Here is a 24,212-nt window from a genome sequence, read left to right as displayed (position 1 = left end):
GCAGGCTGCATGGGCGACGTTTATGGATAAGAACAAAACGCGGACGGGAGTCAGGAGGCCGGCTTCAACATAATTCCCAATTGGTTCTGGTAGGGCTCCAACTGCCGGATCAATTCTTTAAGATGCTCGGCTTCTTGGGCCGTAAACGCTCGATCGCTGCCGTCTGGCCGGGCCGCTTGAGCTTGCAGCTTTTGAATTTCGCTGATGACTTCTTTCACTTTGGCAAAATCCTGACTGCTGAGGTTTTGCTCCCCGCGGGCCAGCGCCTTTTTCCATAACGCAGCGTTCTCCGCCTGTTGCCCGGTTTCCTTCACGCCCCCCTTCGCGTCTCCCCCCGCATTCAGCTTCGCAAAATAAGGCTCCAGCTCCGCGAGCAGCTTCTTATAGGCTTCCTGATCTCCGGAGCTTAGCCGCTCGGGATGCAGCGCTCCCTTGTCATCGGCTATCTTGAGATTATAGTCGCCCAATTCTTTTAACAGGGCCATCAGCTTCGCGAACTCCTGCGGCTCAAAGCTCTGTTTGGCTGCTTGCAGCTTCTCCTCGAGATGGTCATACTGCACTTGGGTGCCGCCTTTTTGCTCCATCTGCTCTTGCGAGCCGTAAATGGAGTCCGCCAGATAATGATATCCGGCATAGGCTCCCGTAGGAACGAGCAGCACGGCGGCCAGAATGCCTGCCGCAATCCATTTTTTCATTCTTCTTCCCTCCGGTTTCATTGATTTGTGATTGAATAATCTGTCCTTCAGTTCCGGCGGAGCGGCCCAGCCTCTGGTTTCTTCCCGCAGTGCCTCCCGCAGCTCTTCCTCAAGCTTCATGCAAGTCCTCCACCTTTCCTCTAAGCAAAATCTCGCTGCTTCGCTTGCTGCGCAGCTTCTTTAAAGCGGCGTGAATTCGGGACTTTACCGTTCCGAGAGGGATGCCGAGCGCATCCGCAATTTCTTCTTGAGAATATTCATTCAAATAGTGCAAAATCACGACCTGCTTCAGCTTGTACGGCAGGCGCTCCACGCTCTCGATCAGGGGGCGGTACGATACTTTGTCTGCCACTTCCCCGGAAAAATCATGATCGGCGGCACTCCCGCTCTGCTGCGCTTTTTTAATCAGGCGGATATAATTCCACCTCTTTCTCCGGTAAGCCCGGATCTGCCGCATAGCCACCCCCATAAGCCACGGACGGAAAGGCCGGGCCGCGTCATACTGCCCAAGAGACCGGTACATCTGGATATAAATCTCCTGGACGACATCATCCGTATCGGATGACCCGCCAATGAGGAAACGGACGGTTCGGTACACCTCGGTTATCGTTCTCTCATACAGCTGGCTGTACGCTTCACGGCTGCCGGCAAGCACAAGCGCTGCGAGCTGCGAATCTTCGTTCGGATGGTTCATCCGCCATTCCCCCTTCGGTCTTACACTCTATATTGGAGAGCCCCGGCGATTTCGTTCGCTTTTTTTAGAAATTGAACTGGAAAATCTCCGGTTTCTCCTCCCCTCGGGGACGTATTCAGAGAAACAAACGGGAAAAGCTCCATCTTATTTCTGAGAAAAGGGCCTATTCCAAGGAATTGCTCCTATTAAGAGGGGGAAAATCCCTTTTATTCGCGTGGATACCCGGTTTTGGCTCTGATAAGCTCCGCTTTTTCCCGCTCAGCTCTCAAGTTAGCCCACAATCCAAGCACTTCTCCTTACAGGCGTAACGATCATTAAAATCAACGCAAAAAAGCCCCCAGCCTGCGGACTTCCCGCCTAACGCTTGAGGGCCAATCGGTATCCCAGATTTATAATAAAATTATAGAAGAGATGCGTCCTGGAGACCTTCATCCGTCTGATAAAAGAAGGCAGCGAATAGAACCTGCGGCGGAAATTCAGATAGCCCTCGAACAGCTGCTCCGAAGTCATATTTCGCGGTTTAAACACGACGTCCGTCTTGCCGTTGTACATGCTCCAGTCTTCATTCAGCAGCCGCCGCTGTTCCTTCATTCCGGCATACACGGGTGTCCGGGGGAGCGGCGTAAGCAGGCTGACGGTAACCCCGTCTATCCCCAGCTCCTCGCAGGCCTCCAGCGTATGCCCGAAGGTTGCCGGAGTATCCTCGTCAAAGCCGAACACAATGCCGGCCTGAATCATGATCTTGTGCTTGTGCAGCTTTCGGATGATATCACGGTACGAATGGACCCTGTTGATCCCTTTGTTGACGCCCCGCAGCGCTGACGGCGAAAAGGACTCCAGCCCGACAAACAGATACAGACAGCCCGCTTCCCTTGCCCGCTTCAGCAGTTCCTCGTCATTGCAATCGGCGAGGGTCACCTGCGCCGCCCATTTTTTGCCCAAGGGCTTTAGACTCTCCATCAATTCGTTGGCATGGGCCTTATCCGCGAAGAAATTATCATCCCAAAACACGAAAAACTTCGATTTCATCAGCGAGATTTCGCGGATAACTTCCGGAATCGGACGGACGCGGAAGCGGTCGTGGTAAATCTGCTTCAGATTGCAGTAAGCACAGCGGTAAGGGCAGCCCCGTGTCGCAAACACGGCACCTTTCATCAGTCCGTTTCTCTTTAAAAGATCCCATCTCGGCAGAGGGAGATTCTTCAGGTCTGGAATGCCCTCCGACCGGTATACAGCCCGTTCCTTTCCTAAATGAAAATCTTCCAAAAACTCCGGCCAGGTCTCCTCTGCTTCCCCGATCAGAATACTGTCGCAATGCCGGGAAGCCTCCTCCGGAAGCAGCGTGACATGCGGCCCGCCCATGACCACCTTAGCTCCTTGTGCCCGGAACTTCTCCGCAATTTGGTAGCAGTGGTAGGCGTTCGGCGTATTCACAGTGATGGCTACCAGATCAAAAGACTGACGGAAAGGGATTCTTTGCCGGTACTCATCCACAAGCGTGATCTGATACTTGCTCTCATCGATGAACCCCGCCAAATACGGCATCGTAATCTGGACGAAGTTGTTAAACTGCTTCCTTCTGAACCGATTGATCTTCTCGTTCTCCGGCTGAATCAGCAGAATCTTTTTCCTCATGGTTCACCTTCCATATAAATCCAATGAATGTGTTCAGTATAGCATGGAAAGACGACCCTTTCTATCCATATAAAAGAAGCCCCAGCAGGACAATCCGCACGGATATACTAGCTGATTTAGAGTAGAACTCTGTTTTCCAATATATTTTTCATACTGATATGAGACTTGGAAGGTCCGAGTTTAGCAAGAGAGTCTTGGAATTCGGCAAGCTCTTCAATCGATGCGGTTTGTACTTTAATCAGATAATTATATTCCCCGCTGATTCGATATAAATCGGTTACTTCCTTGGCCTTGCTGCAAAAATCAACGAGCTCCTGGCAACGTTCAGTTTTTAACAGGATAAAAGTAGTCGTGCCCCGATTCAGATTGCTTAAATTAAATGCTGTGGAATACCCGGAAATGATCTTTTTGTCTTCCAGCTTCAAAATCCTTTCTTTAACCGATGGCTGGGACATACTGATCTCTTTACTGATTTGAGAAATGGACAGTCGCGCATTGTGCTGAAGCAGCTGCAAAATCTTTTTATCAATATCATCGATTGGTTGGTCCATATCCGTACGCCCTCCCAGATTCAATCATGTAGATAAATTAAGCCATATCCATCGAATTAACTTATATTTCATAACTATTTTATCAATATGCTCTTATTTATCCTATATATTTAACGCATTAAAATTTCTATACTATTAACAACTTACAGATAAGGAGCGAGATTAAATGAGCGTAAAAGGTCTTTCTCATGTGGCGATCCAGGCCAAAGATTATAAAGGGACTATTGCATTTTATACTGAGGTATTAGGATTTAAGGTAGGTCATTATTGGAGTCTGCCTTCTTTTAATATCAAAGAAGCTTCTATGCTTGTTTCACCTGATCGAAGGACTTGCATTGAAATTTTTGATAATGAAGCCGTCATTCCAGCCCAGGGCAAAAAAGCCTCGTCAGACGAGGAGGTGGCTTACGGAGCGTTATTGCATTTGGCCTTCTATGTGAGTGATGTAGACGATATATATCAAAAAGCCATTGCTTACGGAGCAAAGGCCTGTGTAGAGCCGAGTCAGATGTCTCTTGGCGAACCGCCGCTTGTGGTAAAAAACGCCTTGGTTTATAGTCCCAACGGTGAAGTGATCGAGTTTATAGAGGACGTTGATTTTGACAGGTCTCCCGCCTAATGCTCACATAAAAATGACCGGACAAGTAGATGCTTGTTCGGTCATTTTGTTGATTGCTCGCCAGCTAAGTATAGACATGACAGAATTAGTATTGGCCCCACAGTCCTTCCTTATTGTTTTTATGGATTCAACTGAGGTGTCATACTCTTTTCGGGAGAAACTTGTTTCCGTTTTATTGAAGTTAATATCATTCCGGCAATCGTAAGGAGTCCCCCGACAATTTGTGAAATCACCAGCCCCTGACCCAAGATAACCGCAATTATAGCTGTAAAGACAGGCAACAAATTCATGGTTATGCCAGCTTTACCCGCTCCTAACATCTTAATGCCTTGATTCCAAAAGATAAACGAGCCGACTGCCGGGAACACACCCAAATAAATAATCCCCATAATACCGAAAGAAGTTACTTCCTTATACTGAAGTGGTTGCATGAATAAAAAAGGAATCAACAGAATAGTGCCAACAATCGCTATCATCGCTACCAATGTAATGGGCGGGATGCCCTTTGCTTTTTTTACAACCAATGAATAGGCAGTCCAGCATAACACGGCCAAAAACATGAGCGCATCGCCCTTGTTATAGTGGGTAAAAAACAATTGAAGCAGGTTTCCTTTAGTCAAAACAATCAGGACACCAATAAGTGAAGTGATTAATCCAATGAATTGAAAGGTACTTACTTTTTCTCTCAGGAATATCAACGAAAAGAGCATAATCAAGGCTGGAGTGAGAGTGTTAATTAGAGCGCCATTCGCTGCAGATGTGAACTCTAGTGAAGCATACATGAGATAGCTGTAGACGACAATTGCTAAAGCAGCTAACAAAGTGATAATCCCCCGGTTTTTTTTCCATATTTGAAACCATGAAGGTTTCTCGATGAATTGGGCAATGGGAATAAGGAGAATCAATGCAACAACCCATCTTAGAAAAGCTGTCCATACTGCAGGAAATTCAGTTGAACTGAATTTTCCGAAAATCATATTACCAGACCAAAATAGATTGGCTAATATTAGTAAAATCCAAGCCTTATATTTCACAATATTTCCCCCTTTATTCAAATTTGATTGGCTTTGCTTGATCGACTTGTCGCTTGCCATAATCAGATGATACAACAGGCTTATACATAAGTAAAATGAATATATATAATAGGTATCATACCAAAATTGTTATGATAAAAACATGATTGCAACTAATCGTTAAGATCTCCGATACGGGGAGTTTCACGAATGCAGGACAAGAGTTAAATATACTCTGCAAGCAGTAAGCCTTGCCGTCCGCGCGCTTAAGTCCGAGCTTGGGGTAACTTTTTTAACCCGCATTCGTCGTCAAGGAGCCAGGCTTACGGATGATTATAATCCAATAATAATAAAAATGACCGGACAAGTAGATGCTTATTCGGTCATTTGTTATAAGGATTATCTCACTTGCTTTCCAATTACAAGTCTGTTTGTTATTTGATTATAAGTTAATCGATATCTTTTTCCGTTGTTCAGACTAAATTTTACCGCGTTCTTTGCTGTTAAGTGAAAGAAAATATCCGGAGTCTCTACTCTGCTTTTCAAGATTTTAAATGTTTTGCATACTCCTCAGCGTATGACGGTTATCGTTTCTCTAGTACTGTAAATCCCTAAGTCATCAATAAATGGGCCACCTAAAGTAATAGTGTTTTCGTGAAGTCTATTCCGGTCAAGAACGAATTGAGCCGTGTCACGAGTCACAGGCGATCTTAACATTCTCATTACGTTCTCTGATTGAAAACGAGCAAAAAACGCTGTTCCTCTTTAACTTTGAACAGTCGAGCTGTATTCGTATTTAATGCACCAATTTGGAGGATTACGCAATAACTCCACACGAATCGTCTACCGTATCAGCCCCGATATGCTCCATACTTGGTTCAAGACGAGGCCTTCACAATCAATCGTAAAAGGAGAAAACCAAAATGGAGAAAAGAAACAAGGCAGGACAAACATCTTATGTAGGCATGTGGGTAACCCAGGATGGATACATCCGACATGAGCTTTTGCCAAACGGACGTTACGACGAGGCGCGCGGCAATCGGAAAAGCGCCTATCAAGGCCGCTACATGCTTAATGGTGATCATATTGACTATGTAGATGATACCGGATTTACAGCTGACGGGGATTTTCGGAATGGCGTCCTCTACCACGCAGGCATGATTTTATATCGGGAAGATTAAACGAATAGGAAAGGAATGGAAGAGACATGTTGTTGATCCTGTGGTCATTCGCAACATGGACTCCGGGTCCTCCGCAACAATTACACTTAAAAATAGAGGTTTGACCGTAGCGCTCGAACAGTATTGTGACAACCCCTTCCGACAATTGACCGGAAGGGGTTGTTCTGCCTCAATTCGAAGCGGCGCGCAGTGTACTGCGAAATTGTTTTATATCACTAATTGGGGGAAGACCGAACATTCTGGCGTATTCCCGGCTAAACTGAGAGGGACTTTCATATCCGACTAGAAATGCCGCATTTGCGGCTTCCGTCACCCCGGAGAACAGTATCCGTCGAGCCTCTTGCAGACGGATTTTTTTCTGAAATTGTAATGGACTCATTGCCGTTACCTCTTTGAAATGATAATGCAACGAGGAGGTGCTCATGTTCACAGCGGCGGCAAGTGTTTCCACTCGCAGTGGCTTGGCAAAATCCCGTTCAATCATTTCAATGACTTTAGCAATGCAATCCGCGTGACTACCCGTCATGGCAAATTGTTTGATCGAATGACCTTGTTCCCCCAAAAGAATTCGGTAAAGAATTTCTCGGATGATCATTGGCGCAAGCACGGGAATGTCTTGTGGCGTGTCTAATAGGTTAACGAGTCTGACAGTTGCTTCGAGAAGAGATGTGGTTGTTTGGCTGACATAAAGAGCCCGTTTCGTACTTGATGGAACATTCTGCGATATATCAACTTCCCGGATCAAGTCGATGATTTGACTCGAATCGAAATCCAGTCGCAGGCACAGGTAAGGGCATTCCGGCGTAGCTTGGATCACCTGTCCGGAAACGGGCAATTGCACCGAAGCGACTAGATAACAGGATGGATCGTACACATAACTCTCTTTGCCCAGTATAACGAGCTTTGTTCCTTGAGCGACGATGCATAACGAAGGTTCATAGAGGGTATGGATCGGATCAGTTTCATTGGATGCCCTAATGAAATGCAGCGAGGGAATATTCGTTGAGAAAGTTCCGTCTATCCCAGTATATCGTTCGATTTGCGCCGCCAGTTCCTGTTGCAGCGTTACTTCCTTCTCGTCCAACCTCATATCTCCAACCTCCATAAATCATATGGTCATTTAATTTTATTGGGAAATGGAGAATTAGGCAAGAATCCGCCTGATTCCGGCTACCGGCTATTCTTTCATTTATTTCATAATGAAGAAGACCCCAACAGCAATAGAGCCAAGGAGGACGTGAAATGGTACAAACCAACAACACGAATCATCACCCGTATGTTGGCATGAGGGTAAGGCGACCATATCGAGTATGTGGATGATACCGGGTTCACAGCCGACGGTGATTTTCGGGACGGGATCCTCTACCATGCCGGGATGATTCTTTATCGAGAAGAATGATGTGTGCTTGGGATAGAAGAAGGATGCTGTTCTCAGTCGTCTGGGTAAAATTTTGAGAAAGCGAGCTGATTGTTAATGAAAGAACTCCCATTATCCAAAGCATACCAATTCATTGAACCAGGCCCGGTCATATTGGTAGCAACCTCCGATCACGGGCAGCCCAACCTGATGGCAATGAGCTATCACATGGTGATAGCAGATGGCGATAAGCCGCTTATCGGCTGCATGCTCGGTCCATGGGATCAAAGCTTCAAAACTCTGCTCAGTACAGGGGAATGTGTGCTTGCCGTTCCAACGGTAGATCTTGCTTCTAAGGTTGTTGGAATCGGCAACTGTTCCGGTACAGACACAGACAAGTTTAAAAGCTTCGGTCTGACATCGGTAACTGCCGAAAAAGTAAAAGCTCCGCTTGTCGCTGAGTGCCTGGTGAACCTGGAATGCCGTATCGCCGACGATGGTTTGATTGACAAATACAATCTGATCATTCTGGAAGTGGTAAAAGCCTGGATTAATCCAGATCGAGAGGAATGCCGGCTAATCCATCACAACGGAAACGGAACCTTTACGGTTGACGGCGAGACCATGGATCTCAGGGATAAAATGGTGAGATGGTCATCCTATATCCAGCGTTGACAGGAATAAATCTGAAAAGGAGATGTTACCATGTTTAATTTTGATTTTTACAATCCAACACGCATTTTATTTGGTAAGGACAGACTTAGCAGCATTGATCAGCTTGTTCCAGCCAATGCAAATGTTCTAATCACCTATGGAGGTGGAAGTGCCAAAAAATACGGTACTGTCGACAAGGTAAGAAGCGCACTGGGTAACAGAAAAGTTCATGAATTTGGTGGAATAGAGCCAAATCCTCATTATGAGACCTTGGTAAAAGCCGCAGAAATTGTGCGCCGTGAACATATTGATTTTTTGCTTGCCATCGGCGGCGGTTCTGTAATTGACGGAACTAAATTCATTTCGCTTGCTGCCTCCTATGATGGGGATGCGCTCGATCTTCTGCAATACGGTTTTTCGCCCATTGGCTTGGACATCATAGGACACGCGATTCCTTTCGGTACCGTGCTGACTTTACCTGCTACCGGTTCAGAAATGAACAGCGGTGGTGTAATCAGCTATGGACAAGGGAAATACCCCGTTTTCAGTGAATTAGCATTTCCTACATTTTCGATATTAGACCCGACTCTTACTTACACGCTGCCCAAAATTCAAATAGCCAACGGAGTGATTGACGCATTCGTGCACACAACAGAGCAATATCTCACGTATCCCGTGGAAGGAAGAATACAGGATCGCATAGCAGAGGGCATTCTGCAAACATTGATTGAAATAGGTGAAACTACAATCGCCGAACCGGAAAATTACGATGCACGTGCAAATCTGGTCTGGAGTGCTACACTGGCGCTGAACGGATTAATCTGCGTAGGAGTCCCCCAGGACTGGGCGGCCCATATGATCGGACATGAACTTACCGCCTTATACGGCATTGACCATGGGCAAACATTGGCTGTTGTACTGCCTCCGTTACTGGAGGTTCGCCGCGAGCAAAAGCGCGCGAAGCTCTTGCAGTATGCCGAACGGGTCTGGCGCATAACTGAAGGAAGCGAAAATGATCGGATTAATTCAGCCATACAAAAAACGAGGGAATTCTTTGAAAGCCTGGGAGCAAAGACACGGCTGTCCGACTACAACATTGGTGCGGATAAAATACCGGCTGTCATCGAACAGTTAAAGACTCATGGGATGACAGCACTTTCGGAAACTCATGATCTTACATTGGACATAAGCCAAGAGATTCTGGAAAGAGCATTATAATGATGCTATTTTATTCCTCGCTAGCGACAAAGGAAGCTATTTCAATGGCATCCCCCTTCCTGTAGATGGTGGTCAAACAGCAACTGATGGGGGTCCTGAGTGGGGTAAGTGAATGTGAAAGAAGATCAGAGCCGACATGGCTCTGATCTTTAGCAAATCCAGTAGGGGCGTCATCTCTAGGGTGAAAATCTTCGAATTAGAATTTCAAATAATACGTTTGAAGGAGAAAAAAGACATGTCCAATATTAAAGGGAAAGTTGTTGTAATTACAGGTGCAAGCAGTGGAATCGGGGAGGCAACGGCACGTCTACTCGCTCAAAATGGCGCTAATGTCGTAATAGGAGCTAGACGTACGGAGAGATTAGCAACTCTTGCAGCAGCAATTCGTTCAGAAGGTGGATCAGTTGAGTACCAGACCTTGGATGTGACGAATCAGAAACAGGTCCAAACATTCATTGATCTTGCACATAATATATTTGGCCGTGTCGATGTCATTTTGAATAACGCTGGCGTAATGCCTCTTTCACCGTTGGAAGCATTGATGATTGATGAGTGGAATCGTATGATTGACGTTAACATTCGTGGTGTTCTTTACGGCATCGCCGCAGGCCTTCCGCTTATGAAAAAGCAAGGATTTGGTCAATTTATTAATATTGCCTCTATAGGTGCATACACCGTATCTCCAACTGCAGCAGTTTATTGTGCAACTAAGTTTGCTGTGAGAGCCATCACTGAAGGATTACGGCAAGAGGTGGGCAGTGATATCCGCGTGACGCTTGTATCGCCGGGAGTTACGGAATCAGAGCTAGCAGAGAGTATTTCTGATGAAAAAGGCCGGGAGGAAATGAAGGAATTTCGTCGAATCTCCATTTCATCAAACGCTATTGCGCGGGCAATCATGTATGCCATCGAGCAGCCTGCTGAAGTAGACGTTAGTGAGATTATTGTACGTCCTACAGCTAGTCTACACTAATGCCTGCTTCACAAATAATATAGATGCCTGCTCTGATTGTATGGGGGCAAGAATGACTGAGTTAAAACGGTTGACTGAACAAAACGGAGGAGCATTAGTTGAGAAAGTAAAAATTCATCCAACCATACCTGAATCATCAGCGATAAAAAGCTAATAGCTCACCATAGAACAATCCCTAATGTTAAGAATTACAAGCGATTTGCACAAAGAAAGCCAAAGGGCGTTCACTAATGGCGGGACCGGATATTTCTCGTGCTCAGAATGCGGTCTCCATCATTACTTGCACCAAACGGCGGCAATGTATGGACACCCTTTTTCATAACTACAGCAGACAGAGAAGTATCGGAATAAAGAGCTTATCGTCATACTAAATCATAACAACCTGAAGAGGAACGAGTATATTCATGTGGCAAAATTATATAAAAACGTAAAGATCTACAGCCTGCCGGATCATGTATCGCTTGGTAAATGCCTGAATTACGGAGTTAAATTATTCAAATACAAAGTCTGTAACGGCAAGTTTTAGGGCCAGCCTTTGCGGGATGACCCTTTTTTGTATGAACTATCGTCTTCACTCTGATTTCAGCCAATTGGCAGTATGTATATAAGCAACCGGGCTTGCTAGCAGTCCGTCATGGTTCGCTCCAGGGACGATGTGAACATGTGCTTTGGTATACGCACTAAGCAACTCCTCATAGCGATCTGCATAAAAGACCTCGTCCTCCGCTCCGACAAGTACAAGAGTCGGCTTCGTCAGCTTCGTCAGCTTCGTCAAATCGCGTTTGTACTTCATCGGCGAGCGAGACAGCAAAAGTCGAAAACTGAGCTTTGTAGCCATTCCGTCGTGCAACTCCTCGGGCCGCTTGTAAAACTCCATGGCGGGGAGCCCGTGCCAGCCTTTGATCCCTATCGAATCCAGCAAGCTGAGGATGATCACTTTTCCCATATGTAGCTTGCGATGCCCATCCGCTGGGCGCTCAGTCGGGTTCCCCGGACCTAGGTATGGCGCGAGCAGCAGGTACGAATCTACGCAGTCGGCATATCGGCTCCCGGCGAAACGTATGGCCGTTCCGCCACCTGCTGAGTGACCAGCCATCACGATTTGCTTGACGTGAGGGAACTTGTCTTTAATGTACTGAATCAGATCCGCAAGATCATCCTCTAGCTGGCCGATATAGTCAATGTCGCCGAGGTTGGCGGCTTTTGGTCCATAGCCCCGAAGGTCAGGCGTGAAAACATGGGCGAGCCCTGTTGATGAGACCTTTTGAGAGTACGGGAATAAGTATTTGCTGTCTTCAGATATTCCATGAAGAAGAATAATCGCCGTCGCCGTTTTAGCGGCGCTAGGATAGTATCGATAGTAAAGTTCGCTCTTGTTGCGGGTCACGTAAGGCTGCAGCTCGGGTACGGGATATTGAGATGGATTTACATAGACCAGATGGATCCCCTCCTAAATTCTTATTAAAAGTATGTATGTTTTTTAACCTCCGAAATCAAATCCTTACAATCATCCAAATCTTTACGAATCGTATTTTCTTCATTAACTTCTACTGTAATTAGTTTTTCTCCTTGTCCTGCATTGACTAAAATATTTCCATCATAATCTATTACCCTGCTGTCTCCTCTAAAGGTGATTGACTCATTATTATGGTACTCTGTGCTTATACTATTTGCTAAAATTAAATACACTTTGTTTTCAATAGCCCGGATTCTCATGATATCAAGGGTTCTTTCCTGACAGGTTAATGCAGAATGACAAATGATTTGTGCCCCTTTTAGCATTAATTCTCTTGAGCTTTCCGGGAACCACCCTTCAAAACATATAACAACTCCTACCTTACACCCATTGATATCAAAGACATCTGAGCTTGTTCCACAAGAAAAAATTTTTGATTCATGATCTGTAAGATGCCGTTTCCTTTGCTTTCCAATATATCCTGATGGTCCTACTACTATTGCCGTAATATAAAGATGACCGTTTTCTTTTTCTACAATAGCTCCAACGAAATGACAATTTGAACTTTTAGCAATTTCACTGAGCCTGTTTGTTGTGTACCCGTTAGGAATTTCTTCTGCGATTTCCTTCAATTCATTTGTTGAATCAAAAAAATAACCTGTTGCGAAAAGCTCCGGCAAAACAATCAAATCAACCGAATGATTGATTAACTTTTCAATGGTTTTTAAGTTTTTTATCTTATCATTTTTTTCTACATTCATTTGTAAAGAACCAATTATCATATATTTAACCTCTCGATTCTTCTCATTTTCTAACAAATATGTATTTTTATACATACAATTCTGCATAAAATCGCCCAATAGAGATCAAGCTACTTGTTAGTGCTCCAGTGAGCGCTTCAAATTCCAGGAGGCGATAAACTAATGGCAAAACCGGATAATCGGGCGGATAATGTTGAGCATTTACAGCAAAGTATTCAGAATACACAGAGAAATCTTCATGAAGCTGAAGACTATTTAAATGAATTTTCCTCTGAGATCAGCAGCGAGGAACGTAAACAAATCGAAGATAAAAATGAGCGCCGTCAAGAAAGCATTAAAGGCTTTCGGGAAGAAGTAAAGGACGAAGCGGCACATTCGAAGGAGTAGTTTAAAAACGCAGATCCAGCCTGAAAAGTTCAAACGAGGCTGGATCTGCGTTTTCTTTGGTCCGTCCCCCGATCCGGCCAAGCAGGTTATACTGTTCGGGATCTTTAACTCGGGCGCACTATTCCCACCTAGTCGCCATCCACAGCTTGCGGATATAAACGATTTGGCCGATATGATAGGCATTGTGGGTTGCCGCGTTACTGATGATCTCCCACCATTTAGCTGGCGCCGGAAACCCTATCACCTCGGCTTCGAGGCTTTCTTCGGACAGCAGCTCCTGCCACCCTAAAAGCACCTCCAGAAGTTCTGCACTCAGGTCATGAAATGTGGTGTTCTCCGGTATGAGAAAGCTGTTGTTGTTATCTCCTACAGGGGGCATAGCATCCATCCGGCGCTGTCGGTATCTGGTCTGCCAAGTTTCATTCCAATACAGCAAATGCTGTGTAAGCTCTGCGATACTGCTGCTGTCCTGATCAGGCTTCCAAAAGGCTTCTTCCTCCGTGATTTCCCGGGCCGCCTGCATGAACGGGATATGCCAGCTCGGGTCATTAGCATTGGCTAATAATTGATTGCTAAGGACATCCTTCGCATGAACCATTTTTTCTCCCCTTTCAACACAAGAGTGGGGACTCGCCGCACTCGCCCTCAGAGCTCCGGCTTGTACTCGCTTAATTTCCCTGCATAGATCAAATACAGCCTGTCGTTTTGCCGAAAATCATCCGGTGTAACGAGCGCAGGCAGCTTATTCCACAGCTTAATACCGGACCGCTCCAGAATTTCAGCGACAAATTGCGAACAAAAGTAAGAGTTGCTGAATTCGATCGGTTCTTTTAGCGCGATGCCGATCACGCCCAGAATGTTATAGAGATACTTTTGGCGGCTTCGGATAAAGATTTGCAGAACCCGCTTCATTTTCTCAACTTCGCGGCCTGTTACCTGAAGCTCGTAGATGACGCACGTCGTATTCGGATACTTGCTGAATGTGCCTGTCCTCAGATCCTCCTTCACGAATCCGCCATTCAGGGGGTTGCTCGGATGCTTTCTCCCGAAGCTGTACAACTCCGAAAGTTCCCGATTGAAGGAAATCGAGGCGTGATTGTATGGCGCTTTTGTGTAGCCTTGAATGAGCTTGGTAAAAAGCGTTCCAGTATTCGTAAGCAAGATAAAAACCGATCGATCAGCTTCCATTTACAAATTTTCCCCTTATCAAGTTAGAACGTTTCCTTCATAATAACATAAGATCTCTTTAATGGAATCTTACCCTGCAGGCAAGTTGGTGATTGGCAATGAACAGCTCGCTATTAACGATAGTCCTTATTTTTGCAGTCTTATCCGTCATCCATCTGCTGTATTATGTGATGGGCAGAATACAGCCGGACAAAGACTATACGGGCATTGGATTCCGCATCAAGACCTGGTGGGGCATGCTCCTCATTTTTTGCTTGGCTACCCTTTTCAACCCGGTCGTTTCGCTCCTTTCCCTCATGGTGCTCGCCTTCTTCGCGCTGAAAGAATATTTCTCCATGATTAGATCGAAAAAAGCCGACCGCAGACTGTTTCTATGGGCGTATTTGTCGATTCCCGTACAGTTCTATTGGATTTATATCGGGTGGTACGGGATGTTTATTGTCTTCATCCCTATCTATGTATTCTTGTTCCTGCCGCTCCCGCGATTGATCAACAAAGGAACGGTCGGATTTCTGCGCAGCGTCAGCCGGGTCCAATGGGGACTTATGCTGATGGTTTTCGGACTTAGTCACCTGGCCTATTTCCAATTTGCTACGCCGCAGTACGGAGGGGGACTTGTGCTTTTTCTAGTGGTGTTGACGCAGCTTGGTGATGTCGTACACTATCTGGCATCGATCTATTTCGGCAAGCGGAAGGTGGTCCCGACCGCCAATCCGAATTTGACTTGGGAAGGCTTCGCATGCGCTTTTCTCGTAACGACAGGGACTTCGTATCTGATCTACCCCTACCTGACGCCGCTTAACCTGACTTTCGGTATCGTTTCCGGCATGCTGATCAGCTTGAGCGGTTTCTTCGGCAGCTTAACGGTTTCCGTACTAAAGCGGGATTTGTTAATCGGCGATGACGATAAGTTCGATGCTTTGAAAAAAAGCTACTTAAGCCGGGTCGATAGCCTGACCTACACCTCGCCGGTCTTTTTCCATGTGATCCGTTATTTTTTCGACTTCATGTAACTGTATACCTAGACATTATTAGCAATACCAAGGAAAGGAAATGGCCTGACAGCGGCGCAGTCTGCGTTATTTTGCATATCAAAAGGATTGTTCTTTCAGATGCTGCTTGAGATATAGATAAAGCTTGTGACCGGCCAATTGCGGCGGGTATGCCGATGCTTTGCACAGGAGCCCGAAAGTCATATGTATAAGGCTTCCGTGGATGGTCCGTATTGTGGTTCCCGCAGAAACGGGTTCCGCTATAATCTTCGGGACAAGAGCGATGCCGAGCCCGCTTTCGACGAAAAATTTCAAGGCCGTCATGCTCCCAATCTCCATCGTGTCGAGCGTCAGGTTCCCCGTTTCCTGCATAACCATCTCCAGCTTTCTCCGGTACGGACAGGTTCCCGATGTGATAAGCAGACGATGACCCCGAAAATCTTCCGGCGAGAGAACCGCTTTAAGCGCAAGCGGATGGTTCTCAGGCATTAACGCCACGAACTCTTCCTTAAATAGGGGTTCAAAATAAAAGTCGGTCCCCAGGTCCGGAGCCGAGCAAAGCGAAAAGTCAAGATCACCTCTGAGAATGCGCTCGCTCAGCATCGGAGTGTTCGCGAACTCCATGGAAATGCGGATATTCGGATATCTGGACATAAATCCTTTCAGAATACCCGGCAAACGATAACTCGCGGTTGGCTCGGTGACCCCTATCCGAATATGCCCCGTTTCACCCAACTGCAAATTAGACAAGTTCGTTTGGATTTGCTCCATATTCTTTACAATCTGCAAGCTTTGGTCGTGAAATAGTCTTCCGGCTTCCGTCAACCGAAACTCTTTTCCATTTCCACGCTCGATCAATTGAACGCCCAACTCGGATTCAAGCTTTTGGATTTGCATCGTGACGGTGGACTGCACATAGTTCATTTCTTTGGCCGCACGGACAAAGCTGCTGTATTTCACGATCATTTGGAACGTTTTTAAAGTTTTAAGATCCACCCTGCGCTCCCTCACCAGTTCAAAATTTTTGAACAAAAGCTTCAACTAGTTCAATTATACAAATCGAACAAGGTAATTTACAATATCTACAAGGATAACGATTAAACACGGCATAGGGAGTGAATGTATTATGGAATTAAATAACCAAGTGGTTCTTGTTACAGGCGGCGGTACGGGAATTGGCAGAGCAACCAGTTTCGCGCTGGCCAAACGGGGGGCAACCGTTATCGTGAATTATTCACGTTCTCAGTCCGATGCGGAAGAAACCGTGCAATGGATCATCAATCAGGGCGGGAGGGCTGCAGCCATACAAGCCGATGTATCCCAAGACAACGAAGTCCGGAACATGATCGAAACCATCGTTCAGCAATTCGGGACAGTGGATTTGCTCGTCAATAATGCCAGCATCACCAAGCACATTCCGATGGACAATCTGGAGGCGGCAACCGGGGAAATATGGGATGAATTGTTCGATGTGAATGTAAAAGGTATGTTTTACTGCGCGCGGGCTGTTGCCCCCTACATGAAGAAAAATAAACAGGGAGCGATCGTCAACATAGGCAGCATCGCCGGACAAACTGGACTCGGATCCTCGCTTCCCTACGCCGTATCGAAAGCAGCCGTTCACGGTTTAACGAAATCGTTGGCACGGGCCCTGGCTCCCGATATTCGGGTCAACTGTGTCGTGCCGGGAGCCGTCGCGACAAGATGGTGGGCCGGAAAGGAAGAACAAATGAACCGGCTTGCCCCCAATCTTTTATTACAGCGCATTTCGACACCCGAAGATATCGCATCCATGATCTGTGCAGCCTTGGAACAGGAAGCGATGACCGGTCAGATCATCACGGTGGACAGCGGTCAGACCTTGTAGGTAGTGCAATTATAGATGCGGGAGGGATTTATGCTACAATGGACATACAAACATCCGTTCTATAATTTCAGGAAGGTGCCGTTTAAATGAGTGTAACGTTAACCAAAAAATCGATCAAACAATGGTGCGGCCCATATGCTTATCAAAAAGGCGAGCGGTTATGCCGCGCGAATAAGATCCATTTTACACGCTTCGCTCCCGATACGAATGAATATACGGCCGAAGTGAAGGGCTCCAGCCATCATGAGATTCAGCTTGCGTTTGACTGGAACGGCAAGCCGAATGCGCGGTGCACCTGCCCAGACCTTGGTTCATTCGAACCCTTTTGCCACCATATTGCCGCTGTTCTGATCCGTATATATGAGCTGCAGCTAACCGGCGATTCAGCCGCTCCACCGATTGCTGCCGATGAGCAGCCCGGAGATACTCCCGATTATATGGAAAATGTCCACCTCGCCGAGCGTATTCTCGGACTGTTCGACGATAAGCCCATACGCCCTATCCACAATCGAACGCTCGTGGAAACGAGAACGCCTCTTGATGTAGAGTTCATTCTTAAGCTCTTGGCCTATAACAAAAGCACCGCCCTGTTCGGCATCGAGCTTAAAGTTGGCCCCAAAGCCTTATATATCGTGCAAAATATCGCCTCCTTCCTGGATCAGCTTGTACGGGGGGAACGCTACCCTTTCTCACAGAGGTTCAGCTACGATCCCGAGCTCCACAGCTTTGCAAAAGAAAACGAGGCCGTCCTTCGAGCTTTAATCGAAACGGTACGAGATCGGGCCGCCTATCGCGAAACGGACCGTTTGCACGCCGTTTATGTCTCAGGCAGAAGCGACCGCATGCTGCTGATTCCGCCGCAGGCATGGGCAGGCCTGCTTCCCCTGCTGACACAGGCGCCGAAGGTAACTCTTATGGATGGGAACCTCAAATATGACGGCATTTGCTTATCTGATGAACCCCTGCCTCTTCGCTTTGAGTTCGATGAAACGAGTTCAGGGGACTGCTCTTTACGGGTTCACGGCTTTGAGCAATTGACGGTTATGGAGCCCTATGGAGCGGCCTTCCTTCATGGGAAGCTGCTTACGCTTCCGGCGAAACAAGGCAGACGGCTTGCAGAACTAAAGGCGATTCTCGAAGAATCGGGTACGGATGTCATTCCGATACGTAGCGGTCAAATGGAGTCTTTTATTGAAAAAGCCATACCCGGCTTCAAGAAGCTTGGCAGCGTCAGCATCGCTCCGGCCATTGCTGAGCGGGTCACGCAATCCCCGCTTCTAGCCAAGCTGTATCTGGACCGGGTGAAGGATCGTCTTCTGGCTGCCGTGGAATTTCAATATAATGAGGTCGTCATTAATCCCCTGGAGGATAGCCGGAAGCAGCAGGACTCCCCTCGTATTCTCGTCCGGGACCTTGAGCGTGAGCGGCAGATCATCGAAGTGATCGAACAATGTCCCTTTACGAAGACGGAGACCGGATACTTTATGAGCGACGAAGAAGCCGAGTTCGACTTCCTGTATACGGTTGTTCCGCAACTGGAGAAGCTGATGAAGGTGTACGCAACGACGGCGGTGAAGCTCCGGCTGCACAAATTGGATACACTGCCGAAGGTCAGTGTGCAGGTATCCGCAGCCGAGCAAATGAATTGGCTCGAATTCCGCTTGGACATGGGCTGGATTCCGGAAACGGAAATCCGCAGTCTTGTGAAATCCTTGGAGGAAAAACGGCGATATTACCGCCTGCCGAACGGTTCCTTACTCCCGCTGGACAGCGCCGAGCTTCAGGAGCTATCGAAGTTCCTGAAGGACACGGGGCTTCTCTATTCGGATATAGCGGGAACGAAGATCCGTGTCCCCATCGCACGCGGCATTCATTTGATCGATCAAGACTTCAATGCCTTGAAGCTCGACAGGCCGGTCCGCCGGCTCCTCGATAACCTGCGAAATCCGGACAATCTCGACTTCGAGGTCCCCGCTCCTCTCGCGGATGTGCTGCGGGATTATCAAAAAATAGGCTACCAATGGCTAAAGACGCTCGCCCATTACGGGTTCGGCGGCATTTTGGCGGATGACATGGGGCTCGGAAAGACCCTGCAGAGCATCGCTTTTATCGTTTCCGTTCTGCCGGAGATTCGGCAGCAGCGCATCCCCGCACTCGTCATCTCGCCGGGGTCGCTGGTCTACAATTGGCGAAATGAGCTGCGGAAGTTCGCGCCGGACATTCGCGTGCTGATTGCGGACGGCAGCCAAAGCGAGCGGGCGGAGAAAATGCAAAGGCTGGCGGAGGCCGACGTCGTCATCACGTCATACCCGCTCTTGCTGCGAGATGTGGAACTCTATGCCAAGCAGCCGTTCCACACCCTTATCCTGGACGAGGCGCAAGCCTTTAAAAACCATGCGACGCAGACGGCTCAGGCGGTCAAATCGATCCAGGCCGGTTACCGGTTCGCCTTGACCGGAACGCCTGTCGAGAACCGGATCGAAGAGCTGTGGTCGATCTTTAGCGTCGTCTTCCCGGCCTTGTTCCAGGACCGGAAGGCGTTCGGAAACTTAACGCGCAAAGAGGTGTCCAAACGGGCGCGGCCTTTTATGCTGCGCAGATGGAAGAGCGAGGTGCTTCAAGACCTGCCGGACAAAATGGAGTCGATCAAGCCTACCGAGCTTCTGCCGGAACAGAAGAAATTGTATGCCGCTTATTTGGCCAAGCTGCAGCAGGAAACTTTAAAGCATCTAAGCGTAGATGGTTATCACAAGAGCCGTATCAAAATCTTGGCCGGTCTCACCCGGCTTCGGCAAATTTGCTGTCACCCCGCCCTTTTTATCGAAGGGTATAAAGGTGGCTCCGCGAAGCTTACGCAGCTGATGGAGATCGTGGATGAGTGCCTGGCCAATCGGAAACGCATGCTGATCTTCTCTCAATTCACGGAGATGCTCGGCCTCATCGGCCACGCGCTGAGCGATCAAGGCATTCCATTTTTTTATTTGGACGGATCTACAAGGGCCCGCGAGCGGGTCGAGCTGTGCGACCGGTTTAACGATGGCGAAATGGACGTCTTCCTCATTTCCTTGAAGGCAGGAGGAACTGGTCTGAATTTGACCGGAGCGGATACCGTTGTCCTGTATGATCTGTGGTGGAACCCTGCAGTGGAGCAGCAGGCCGCCGACCGCGCCCATCGTATGGGCCAAAAAAATGTCGTCCAAGTCATCCGTCTCATCACCCAAGGCACGATGGAGGAAAAAATGTACGAGCTCCAGCACAAAAAGAAACACCTGATCGACGAAGTGATGAGGCCGGGTCAGGAGGCGATGCCCACGCTTACCGAACAAGAGCTTCGCGAGATCTTGATGATTTGAATAAGAACGGCTGACGCCATTATTCATGGAATCAGCCGTTTTTATTTTGAATGCTTAGCTTATAACAAGCTCTTTGCCGCTTCTACTAATTGTTCTTTGGTCATGTTCTGGGAATCGGTCTGTACATGATAGACGATCGTCTTGCCTCCGCTTTCTTTGAGCCACATCACGTCCTGATGAATAGTGCTCTGTCCGTACAGCGAATGATCGTCCTTCATATAATGTGCCGTTAGGCCGCCTATATCGATCTCCTCGTATGCTGTGCCCAGCGGAGCTGCTTGAAACATCTTAACACTGGTGTCACCGCCTGCAATTTGCCAAGTCAAATAGATCGTGTCATTGGCTGAATTACGGTATACGGAAGTATAGGGGGCAACAGGATCAGCTTCGGATAGATTTGTTATACGCCATAATACCTTGCTTCCCGTTTCCTTGCTTTCAGCTTTCATTTCATCAATAAGCCGATAAGCATCCGGGCCGTAATTAAATTGGTATGGCGAAGTTTCCATGCCTTCCACGAACTTGTATGTTCCCAGAATGGATTCGGGAAGCTTCTCCTTGATGCTGCGCTGCTGCAATGTCGCTTTCCATGCCTCTAACGGGATAGAAACCGGTTTATTTATGCCGAAGACAATCGGCGTTCCCTGAACCTGAATGTCATAATCTTGAAGATATACAACTGCCGTATCTCCGGGTTTTAATTGTGCTTTAACTTCCTGGAACGAACTGCGAATCTTCCCCACATCGCCCTTTTCAAAATGCAGCTGCTGCTCGGTTTGATAGCTTATGGACAACTTCTCCTTCTGATCCTCAAAAAGGAGCTTGTTCCCCGCATAACCGAATCCGCAAATGACTATAAAGATGACGGCGATCAAGACGACTTTCGGCATTCTTCTTTTTCTGAACATGAACGGTATTCCCCTTTGTTGCATCACCCGGTGCTTGTATTCCGCCGCAATTCGGGTATCCAGGTCAGAAGGACACTTCCGGGAATCTCGTTCGAACTCTTCGATCAGCTGCCGCTCAATAGACAAAGCCATCCCCCTCCTTTCGCAAACCCTGTTGATCCAACCGGCGGCGTAAATGTTTAAGCGCATGATGATGCCTGGATTTTACTGTGCCTAACGGAATCTTCAACAATTCGGCAATTTCCTCCAGAGAGCAATCCTGATAGTAGCGGAGGACGATAACCTCCTTGAATTTGAGCGATAGCGTCTGCAGGATCGGAAGCAAGTCCAACCGGTCGCTCAGAGCCGTCAACCGTAACTCCGCCGCGGGGTCGGATGATTTGGAGGTGCTGAGTCTCAGCTTTTCCGCGATGCGAAAAAGCCGCCACTCTTTCCGCTTCCAATTTCGTACTTGTCTGACAATCAAACCGTTAAACCATGATGCGAAATTTTGCTCCGGATCATACTTACTCAAGCTTCTGTACAGTTCGAAATACACTTCGCTCATAATATCTCCAATATCCTGCTTTGCGGGAGCGAGATAGCTGATCAATCTGTAAGCATGATCGCGCGTTGATTCGTAAACAACTTGGAACGCTTGTTCATCACCCTGGCTCATCCGGATAAGCCACGGGTTCAAGTCTAACTCCTTCATAGGGCCGGCCTCCATTCGGGTCTTACAACGGATATTGGCTCTTTTTGCCAAAAAGGTTCATTCAGAATGAAAAAATGTGATTACAACGATCATCGGTTCACACAAGGAGTGGATGATTAGAATCTACGGGGCTACGACCGGAGCCCCCCACGCCGGTTTCTTATTTTTAAGCATAATTCCGTAGGTCCGGGAAATGCTATCCCAGAAAACCAATAAGGAGGGGATTATTTCACATATGACTGCACAAATTCTGGCGCCGCATGAATCGATGGAACTTCACGAAGCGCTTAATTTTAAAACGCTATGCTTGGCCAAATCCAAGCTTATGCAGGGAATCGTGTTTGATCAGGAGCTCAAAGACTTGATGCAAAAAGATGTCGAGCAGTCCATCCAGGCAATTGCGGAGCTGCAGGCCGTCTATGCCAGAGCTCCTTTCCAGGCGCCCGTCCCCACCAATCGTCCCACGCCCATTCTAAACTAGAGGAGGAAACCCAATGAACCCGGATTATTTAGACCCGATAAACGCGTTAAATATGCCGGAAATGGCGGATACGACCTTTGCCACGGACTTCCTTATTCGTGCCAAAGAAGGAGTAAGAAATACGGCGATTGCCCTCACTGAAACGGCTTCTCCGGATGCCAGAGCGCTGCTGCGCAATCAGCTGAGACAAGGAATCGCAATGCACCAGGAGATTTCCGACCTCATGATGCGCAAGAAATGGTTCCATCCTTATGAGCTCAATGAGCAATACCAGCTGGACCAGCTTTCGGCAAACAACACGGTCATGATCGGGCAAATGAATTTGTTCCCGGAGGATACACGACGCAAAGGCTTGTTCGACCGGACGCCAGATGAACACATTCGAGGAAATCAGGCATGAAGGCCGTAACGTATCAAGGCATTAAAAATATCGCCGTAAAAGAGGTCCCGGACCCTAAAATAGAGAAGCCTGACGACATGATTGTCAGATTGACCAGCACGGCCATCTGCGGCTCCGACCTCCACCTGATCCACGGGATGATTCCCAATCTTCAGGAGGATTATGTCATCGGGCATGAGCCTATGGGAATTGTGGAAGAGGTTGGCTCCGGAGTAACCAAGCTGAAGAAAGGCGACCGGGTGATTATTCCGTTCAACATCGCCTGCGGAGAGTGTTTTTACTGCAAAAACCACCTGGAAAGCCAATGCGACCATTCCAACGAAAACGGGGAAGTCGGCGCTTATTTCGGCTACTCCGGATCTGCCGGCGGGTATCCTGGCGGACAAGCCGAGTATTTACGCGTTCCTTTCGCGAACTTTACCCACTTCAAAATCCCCGAAAGCTGCGAAGAATCGGATGAAAAGCTCTGCCTGATAGCCGATGCGATGACGACCGCGTTCTGGAGCATCGACAACGCCGGTGTGAAGGATGGAGATACCGTGATCGTACTGGGCTGCGGCCCAGTGGGACTTCTTGCCCAGAAGTTTGCCTGGCTGAAAGGCGCAAAAAGGGTCATAGCCGTCGACTACGTCGATTACCGCCTGCGGCATGCAAAGCTTACGAATAAAGTAGAAATTGTAAATTTCGAGGAGCAGCAAAATATCGGCAACCACCTCAAGGAGCTTACCAAAGGCGGAGCCGATGTCGTGATTGACGCCGTCGGAATGGACGGGAAAATGAGCGATCTGGAATTCCTCGCAAGCGGCCTCAAGCTGCAAGGCGGAACATTGAGTCCTCTGGTCATCGCGTCTCAAGCGGTACGCAAAGGCGGAACGATCCAAATAACAGGAGTATATGGCGGGCGCTATAACGGGTTTCCGCTTGGCGATATCATGCAGCGCAACATCAACATCCGCTCCGGACAGGCTCCTGTTATTCATTATATGCCCTATATGTACGAGCTGGTAACCTCCGGTAAAGTGGACCCGGGAGACATTATTACGCACGTCATTCCGCTTAGCGATGCGAAGCGCGGCTATGAGGTCTTCGACACGAAGACGGACGATTGCATTAAAGTGATTCTAAAACCGTAATG

25 protein-coding genes and 1 pseudogene are annotated in these 24,212 nt (G+C 47.7%); 13 read left to right on the top strand and 13 right to left on the bottom strand.

Annotation, left to right across the window (positions count from 1 at the left end; genetic code table 11):
- Positions 1–50: 50 nt before the first annotated feature.
- The 4 genes from EH198_RS09910 to EH198_RS09895 all read right to left on the bottom strand — a co-directional run bounded on the left by EH198_RS09910 (position 51) and on the right by EH198_RS09895 (position 3,575).
- On the bottom strand, positions 51–815 hold the full coding sequence (locus tag EH198_RS09910) for a DUF3600 domain-containing protein (RefSeq protein WP_124695382.1): 765 nt from the start codon (positions 813–815) through the stop codon (positions 51–53).
- Complete coding sequence (locus EH198_RS09905) at positions 805–1,389, bottom strand: sigma-70 family RNA polymerase sigma factor (protein ID WP_124695381.1); 585 nt, start codon at positions 1,387–1,389, stop codon at positions 805–807. Before EH198_RS09905 ends, EH198_RS09910 begins: the two co-directional genes overlap by 11 nt.
- Positions 1,390–1,746: 357 nt before the next feature.
- Positions 1,747–3,024 carry a B12-binding domain-containing radical SAM protein gene (locus EH198_RS09900; RefSeq protein ID WP_124695380.1) on the bottom strand — a complete coding sequence of 426 codons (1,278 nt, stop codon included), beginning with the start codon at positions 3,022–3,024 and terminating at the stop codon, positions 1,747–1,749.
- Positions 3,025–3,140: 116 nt separating this feature from the next.
- A complete protein-coding gene (locus EH198_RS09895) occupies positions 3,141–3,575 on the bottom strand; it encodes an Lrp/AsnC family transcriptional regulator (protein ID WP_124695379.1) in 435 nt (144 codons plus the stop codon).
- A gap of 166 nt (positions 3,576–3,741) precedes the next feature.
- Here EH198_RS09895 and EH198_RS09890 point away from each other — a divergent pair, with 166 nt between their 5' ends.
- Positions 3,742–4,194 (top strand): VOC family protein, encoded by a 453-nt coding sequence (locus EH198_RS09890; protein ID WP_124695378.1) that lies wholly within the window; start codon positions 3,742–3,744, stop codon positions 4,192–4,194.
- Between the two features lie 119 nt (positions 4,195–4,313).
- On the opposite strand, the gene EH198_RS09885 is transcribed toward EH198_RS09890, so the two are convergent.
- A complete protein-coding gene (locus tag EH198_RS09885) occupies positions 4,314–5,288 on the bottom strand; it encodes a DMT family transporter (RefSeq protein WP_246014172.1) in 975 nt (324 codons plus the stop codon).
- Positions 5,289–6,130: 842 nt separating this feature from the next.
- On the opposite strand from EH198_RS09885, the gene EH198_RS09880 reads away from it, so the two are divergent.
- The gene (locus EH198_RS09880) at positions 6,131–6,388 is read left to right on the top strand and encodes an Atu4866 domain-containing protein (RefSeq protein ID WP_124695376.1); all 258 of its coding nucleotides are present in this window, start codon (positions 6,131–6,133) and stop codon (positions 6,386–6,388) included.
- A 169-nt stretch (positions 6,389–6,557) separates the two neighbouring features.
- Here the strand turns inward: EH198_RS09880 and EH198_RS09875 are convergent, their stop codons facing one another.
- Positions 6,558–7,478 (bottom strand): AraC family transcriptional regulator, encoded by a 921-nt coding sequence (locus EH198_RS09875; protein ID WP_124695375.1) that lies wholly within the window; start codon positions 7,476–7,478, stop codon positions 6,558–6,560.
- Positions 7,479–7,682: 204 nt separating this feature from the next.
- Between EH198_RS09875 and EH198_RS09870 the strand changes: the two are divergent.
- The 4 genes and pseudogenes from EH198_RS09870 to EH198_RS09850 form a co-directional block, all read left to right on the top strand.
- Positions 7,683–7,787: pseudogene (locus tag EH198_RS09870) on the top strand (Atu4866 domain-containing protein); the annotation flags it as partial.
- Between the two features lie 75 nt (positions 7,788–7,862).
- Positions 7,863–8,420, top strand: coding sequence for a flavin reductase family protein (locus tag EH198_RS09865; protein ID WP_124695374.1), 558 nt, complete (start codon positions 7,863–7,865; stop codon positions 8,418–8,420).
- A 30-nt stretch (positions 8,421–8,450) separates the two neighbouring features.
- Entirely contained in the window at positions 8,451–9,617 is a 1,167-nt protein-coding gene (locus EH198_RS09860) for an iron-containing alcohol dehydrogenase (RefSeq protein ID WP_124695373.1), read from the top strand.
- 235 nt (positions 9,618–9,852) lie between these two features.
- On the top strand, positions 9,853–10,590 hold the full coding sequence (locus tag EH198_RS09850) for an SDR family oxidoreductase (protein WP_124695372.1): 738 nt from the start codon (positions 9,853–9,855) through the stop codon (positions 10,588–10,590).
- Between the two features lie 571 nt (positions 10,591–11,161).
- Here EH198_RS09850 and EH198_RS09840 read toward each other — a convergent pair.
- Both EH198_RS09840 and EH198_RS09835 read right to left on the bottom strand, forming a co-directional pair.
- Positions 11,162–11,977 carry an alpha/beta hydrolase gene (locus tag EH198_RS09840; RefSeq protein ID WP_185702833.1) on the bottom strand — a complete coding sequence of 272 codons (816 nt, stop codon included), beginning with the start codon at positions 11,975–11,977 and terminating at the stop codon, positions 11,162–11,164.
- 74 nt (positions 11,978–12,051) lie between these two features.
- Positions 12,052–12,882, bottom strand: a complete 831-nt coding sequence (locus tag EH198_RS09835; RefSeq protein ID WP_221621507.1) for a nitrilase-related carbon-nitrogen hydrolase — start codon at positions 12,880–12,882, stop codon at positions 12,052–12,054.
- 87 nt (positions 12,883–12,969) lie between these two features.
- On the opposite strand from EH198_RS09835, the gene tlp reads away from it, so the two are divergent.
- On the top strand, positions 12,970–13,194 hold the full coding sequence (tlp, locus tag EH198_RS09830) for a small acid-soluble spore protein Tlp (protein WP_124695369.1): 225 nt from the start codon (positions 12,970–12,972) through the stop codon (positions 13,192–13,194).
- 118 nt (positions 13,195–13,312) lie between these two features.
- Here the strand turns inward: tlp and EH198_RS09825 are convergent, their stop codons facing one another.
- Complete coding sequence (locus tag EH198_RS09825; RefSeq protein ID WP_124695368.1) at positions 13,313–13,792, bottom strand: DinB family protein; 480 nt, start codon at positions 13,790–13,792, stop codon at positions 13,313–13,315.
- A 47-nt stretch (positions 13,793–13,839) separates the two neighbouring features.
- Positions 13,840–14,382 carry a hypothetical protein gene (locus tag EH198_RS09820; RefSeq protein ID WP_124695367.1) on the bottom strand — a complete coding sequence of 181 codons (543 nt, stop codon included), beginning with the start codon at positions 14,380–14,382 and terminating at the stop codon, positions 13,840–13,842.
- A gap of 98 nt (positions 14,383–14,480) precedes the next feature.
- Here EH198_RS09820 and EH198_RS09815 point away from each other — a divergent pair, with 98 nt between their 5' ends.
- Positions 14,481–15,395, top strand: a complete 915-nt coding sequence (locus tag EH198_RS09815; RefSeq protein ID WP_124695366.1) for a phosphatidate cytidylyltransferase — start codon at positions 14,481–14,483, stop codon at positions 15,393–15,395.
- Positions 15,396–15,473: 78 nt separating this feature from the next.
- Here EH198_RS09815 and EH198_RS09810 read toward each other — a convergent pair whose 3' ends face one another.
- Positions 15,474–16,370 (bottom strand): LysR family transcriptional regulator, encoded by an 897-nt coding sequence (locus EH198_RS09810; RefSeq protein WP_124695365.1) that lies wholly within the window; start codon positions 16,368–16,370, stop codon positions 15,474–15,476.
- Between the two features lie 130 nt (positions 16,371–16,500).
- Between EH198_RS09810 and EH198_RS09805 the strand changes: the two genes are divergently transcribed.
- Together EH198_RS09805 and EH198_RS09800 are read left to right on the top strand one after the other, a co-directional pair.
- The gene (locus tag EH198_RS09805) at positions 16,501–17,241 is read left to right on the top strand and encodes an SDR family NAD(P)-dependent oxidoreductase (protein ID WP_124695364.1); all 741 of its coding nucleotides are present in this window, start codon (positions 16,501–16,503) and stop codon (positions 17,239–17,241) included.
- Between the two features lie 86 nt (positions 17,242–17,327).
- Complete coding sequence (locus EH198_RS09800) at positions 17,328–20,594, top strand: DEAD/DEAH box helicase (RefSeq protein ID WP_124695363.1); 3,267 nt, start codon at positions 17,328–17,330, stop codon at positions 20,592–20,594.
- A gap of 59 nt (positions 20,595–20,653) precedes the next feature.
- Here EH198_RS09800 and EH198_RS09795 read toward each other — a convergent pair whose 3' ends face one another.
- Both EH198_RS09795 and EH198_RS09790 read right to left on the bottom strand, forming a co-directional pair.
- Complete coding sequence (locus EH198_RS09795) at positions 20,654–21,628, bottom strand: hypothetical protein (RefSeq protein ID WP_124695362.1); 975 nt, start codon at positions 21,626–21,628, stop codon at positions 20,654–20,656.
- Complete coding sequence (locus tag EH198_RS09790) at positions 21,618–22,196, bottom strand: sigma-70 family RNA polymerase sigma factor (protein WP_124695361.1); 579 nt, start codon at positions 22,194–22,196, stop codon at positions 21,618–21,620. The genes EH198_RS09795 and EH198_RS09790 overlap by 11 nt, the downstream gene beginning before the upstream one ends.
- 235 nt (positions 22,197–22,431) lie before the next feature.
- Between EH198_RS09790 and EH198_RS09785 the strand changes: the two genes are divergently transcribed.
- Genes EH198_RS09785 through EH198_RS09775 form a run of 3 tightly spaced genes read left to right on the top strand, consistent with a single transcriptional unit; the run spans position 22,432 to position 24,210 of the window.
- Positions 22,432–22,677 carry a spore gernimation protein GerQ gene (locus EH198_RS09785; protein ID WP_124695360.1) on the top strand — a complete coding sequence of 82 codons (246 nt, stop codon included), beginning with the start codon at positions 22,432–22,434 and terminating at the stop codon, positions 22,675–22,677.
- 13 nt (positions 22,678–22,690) lie between these two features.
- The gene (locus EH198_RS09780; RefSeq protein WP_124695359.1) at positions 22,691–23,077 is read left to right on the top strand and encodes a spore coat protein; all 387 of its coding nucleotides are present in this window, start codon (positions 22,691–22,693) and stop codon (positions 23,075–23,077) included.
- Positions 23,074–24,210, top strand: coding sequence for a zinc-dependent alcohol dehydrogenase (locus EH198_RS09775; RefSeq protein ID WP_124695358.1), 1,137 nt, complete (start codon positions 23,074–23,076; stop codon positions 24,208–24,210). Before EH198_RS09780 ends, EH198_RS09775 begins: the two co-directional genes overlap by 4 nt.
- Positions 24,211–24,212 lie beyond the last annotated feature (2 nt).

Origin of the sequence: Paenibacillus rhizophilus (genome assembly GCF_003854965.1) — a bacterium.
In the GTDB taxonomy this organism is placed as follows: domain Bacteria; phylum Bacillota; class Bacilli; order Paenibacillales; family Paenibacillaceae; genus Paenibacillus_AQ; species Paenibacillus_AQ rhizophilus.
The sequence above is the reverse complement of the archived record's forward strand: the minus strand, read 5'-3'. Positions and strand labels throughout refer to the sequence as shown.

Excerpts from the sequence above, each read along its gene's own strand:
- EH198_RS09865 (WP_124695374.1), top strand. The coding sequence starts at position 7,863 with ATGAAAGAACTCCCATTATCCAAAGCATACCAATTCATTGAACCAGGC.
- EH198_RS09880 (WP_124695376.1), top strand. The coding sequence starts at position 6,131 with ATGGAGAAAAGAAACAAGGCAGGACAAACATCTTATGTAGGCATGTGG.
- EH198_RS09900 (WP_124695380.1), bottom strand. The coding sequence starts at position 3,024 with ATGAGGAAAAAGATTCTGCTGATTCAGCCGGAGAACGAGAAGATCAAT.
- EH198_RS09905 (WP_124695381.1), bottom strand. The coding sequence starts at position 1,389 with ATGAACCATCCGAACGAAGATTCGCAGCTCGCAGCGCTTGTGCTTGCC.
- EH198_RS09775 (WP_124695358.1), top strand. The coding sequence starts at position 23,074 with ATGAAGGCCGTAACGTATCAAGGCATTAAAAATATCGCCGTAAAAGAG.
- EH198_RS09825 (WP_124695368.1), bottom strand. The coding sequence starts at position 13,792 with ATGGTTCATGCGAAGGATGTCCTTAGCAATCAATTATTAGCCAATGCT.
- EH198_RS09895 (WP_124695379.1), bottom strand. The coding sequence starts at position 3,575 with ATGGACCAACCAATCGATGATATTGATAAAAAGATTTTGCAGCTGCTT.
- EH198_RS09885 (WP_246014172.1), bottom strand. The coding sequence starts at position 5,288 with ATGGCAAGCGACAAGTCGATCAAGCAAAGCCAATCAAATTTGAATAAA.
- EH198_RS09850 (WP_124695372.1), top strand. The coding sequence starts at position 9,853 with ATGTCCAATATTAAAGGGAAAGTTGTTGTAATTACAGGTGCAAGCAGT.
- EH198_RS09860 (WP_124695373.1), top strand. The coding sequence starts at position 8,451 with ATGTTTAATTTTGATTTTTACAATCCAACACGCATTTTATTTGGTAAG.
- EH198_RS09820 (WP_124695367.1), bottom strand. The coding sequence starts at position 14,382 with ATGGAAGCTGATCGATCGGTTTTTATCTTGCTTACGAATACTGGAACG.
- EH198_RS09800 (WP_124695363.1), top strand. The coding sequence starts at position 17,328 with ATGAGTGTAACGTTAACCAAAAAATCGATCAAACAATGGTGCGGCCCA.
- EH198_RS09890 (WP_124695378.1), top strand. The coding sequence starts at position 3,742 with ATGAGCGTAAAAGGTCTTTCTCATGTGGCGATCCAGGCCAAAGATTAT.
- EH198_RS09780 (WP_124695359.1), top strand. The coding sequence starts at position 22,691 with ATGAACCCGGATTATTTAGACCCGATAAACGCGTTAAATATGCCGGAA.
- EH198_RS09805 (WP_124695364.1), top strand. The coding sequence starts at position 16,501 with ATGGAATTAAATAACCAAGTGGTTCTTGTTACAGGCGGCGGTACGGGA.
- EH198_RS09815 (WP_124695366.1), top strand. The coding sequence starts at position 14,481 with ATGAACAGCTCGCTATTAACGATAGTCCTTATTTTTGCAGTCTTATCC.
- tlp (WP_124695369.1), top strand. The coding sequence starts at position 12,970 with ATGGCAAAACCGGATAATCGGGCGGATAATGTTGAGCATTTACAGCAA.
- EH198_RS09910 (WP_124695382.1), bottom strand. The coding sequence starts at position 815 with ATGAAGCTTGAGGAAGAGCTGCGGGAGGCACTGCGGGAAGAAACCAGA.
- EH198_RS09835 (WP_221621507.1), bottom strand. The coding sequence starts at position 12,882 with ATGTATAAAAATACATATTTGTTAGAAAATGAGAAGAATCGAGAGGTT.
- EH198_RS09790 (WP_124695361.1), bottom strand. The coding sequence starts at position 22,196 with ATGAAGGAGTTAGACTTGAACCCGTGGCTTATCCGGATGAGCCAGGGT.
- EH198_RS09875 (WP_124695375.1), bottom strand. The coding sequence starts at position 7,478 with ATGAGGTTGGACGAGAAGGAAGTAACGCTGCAACAGGAACTGGCGGCG.
- EH198_RS09785 (WP_124695360.1), top strand. The coding sequence starts at position 22,432 with ATGACTGCACAAATTCTGGCGCCGCATGAATCGATGGAACTTCACGAA.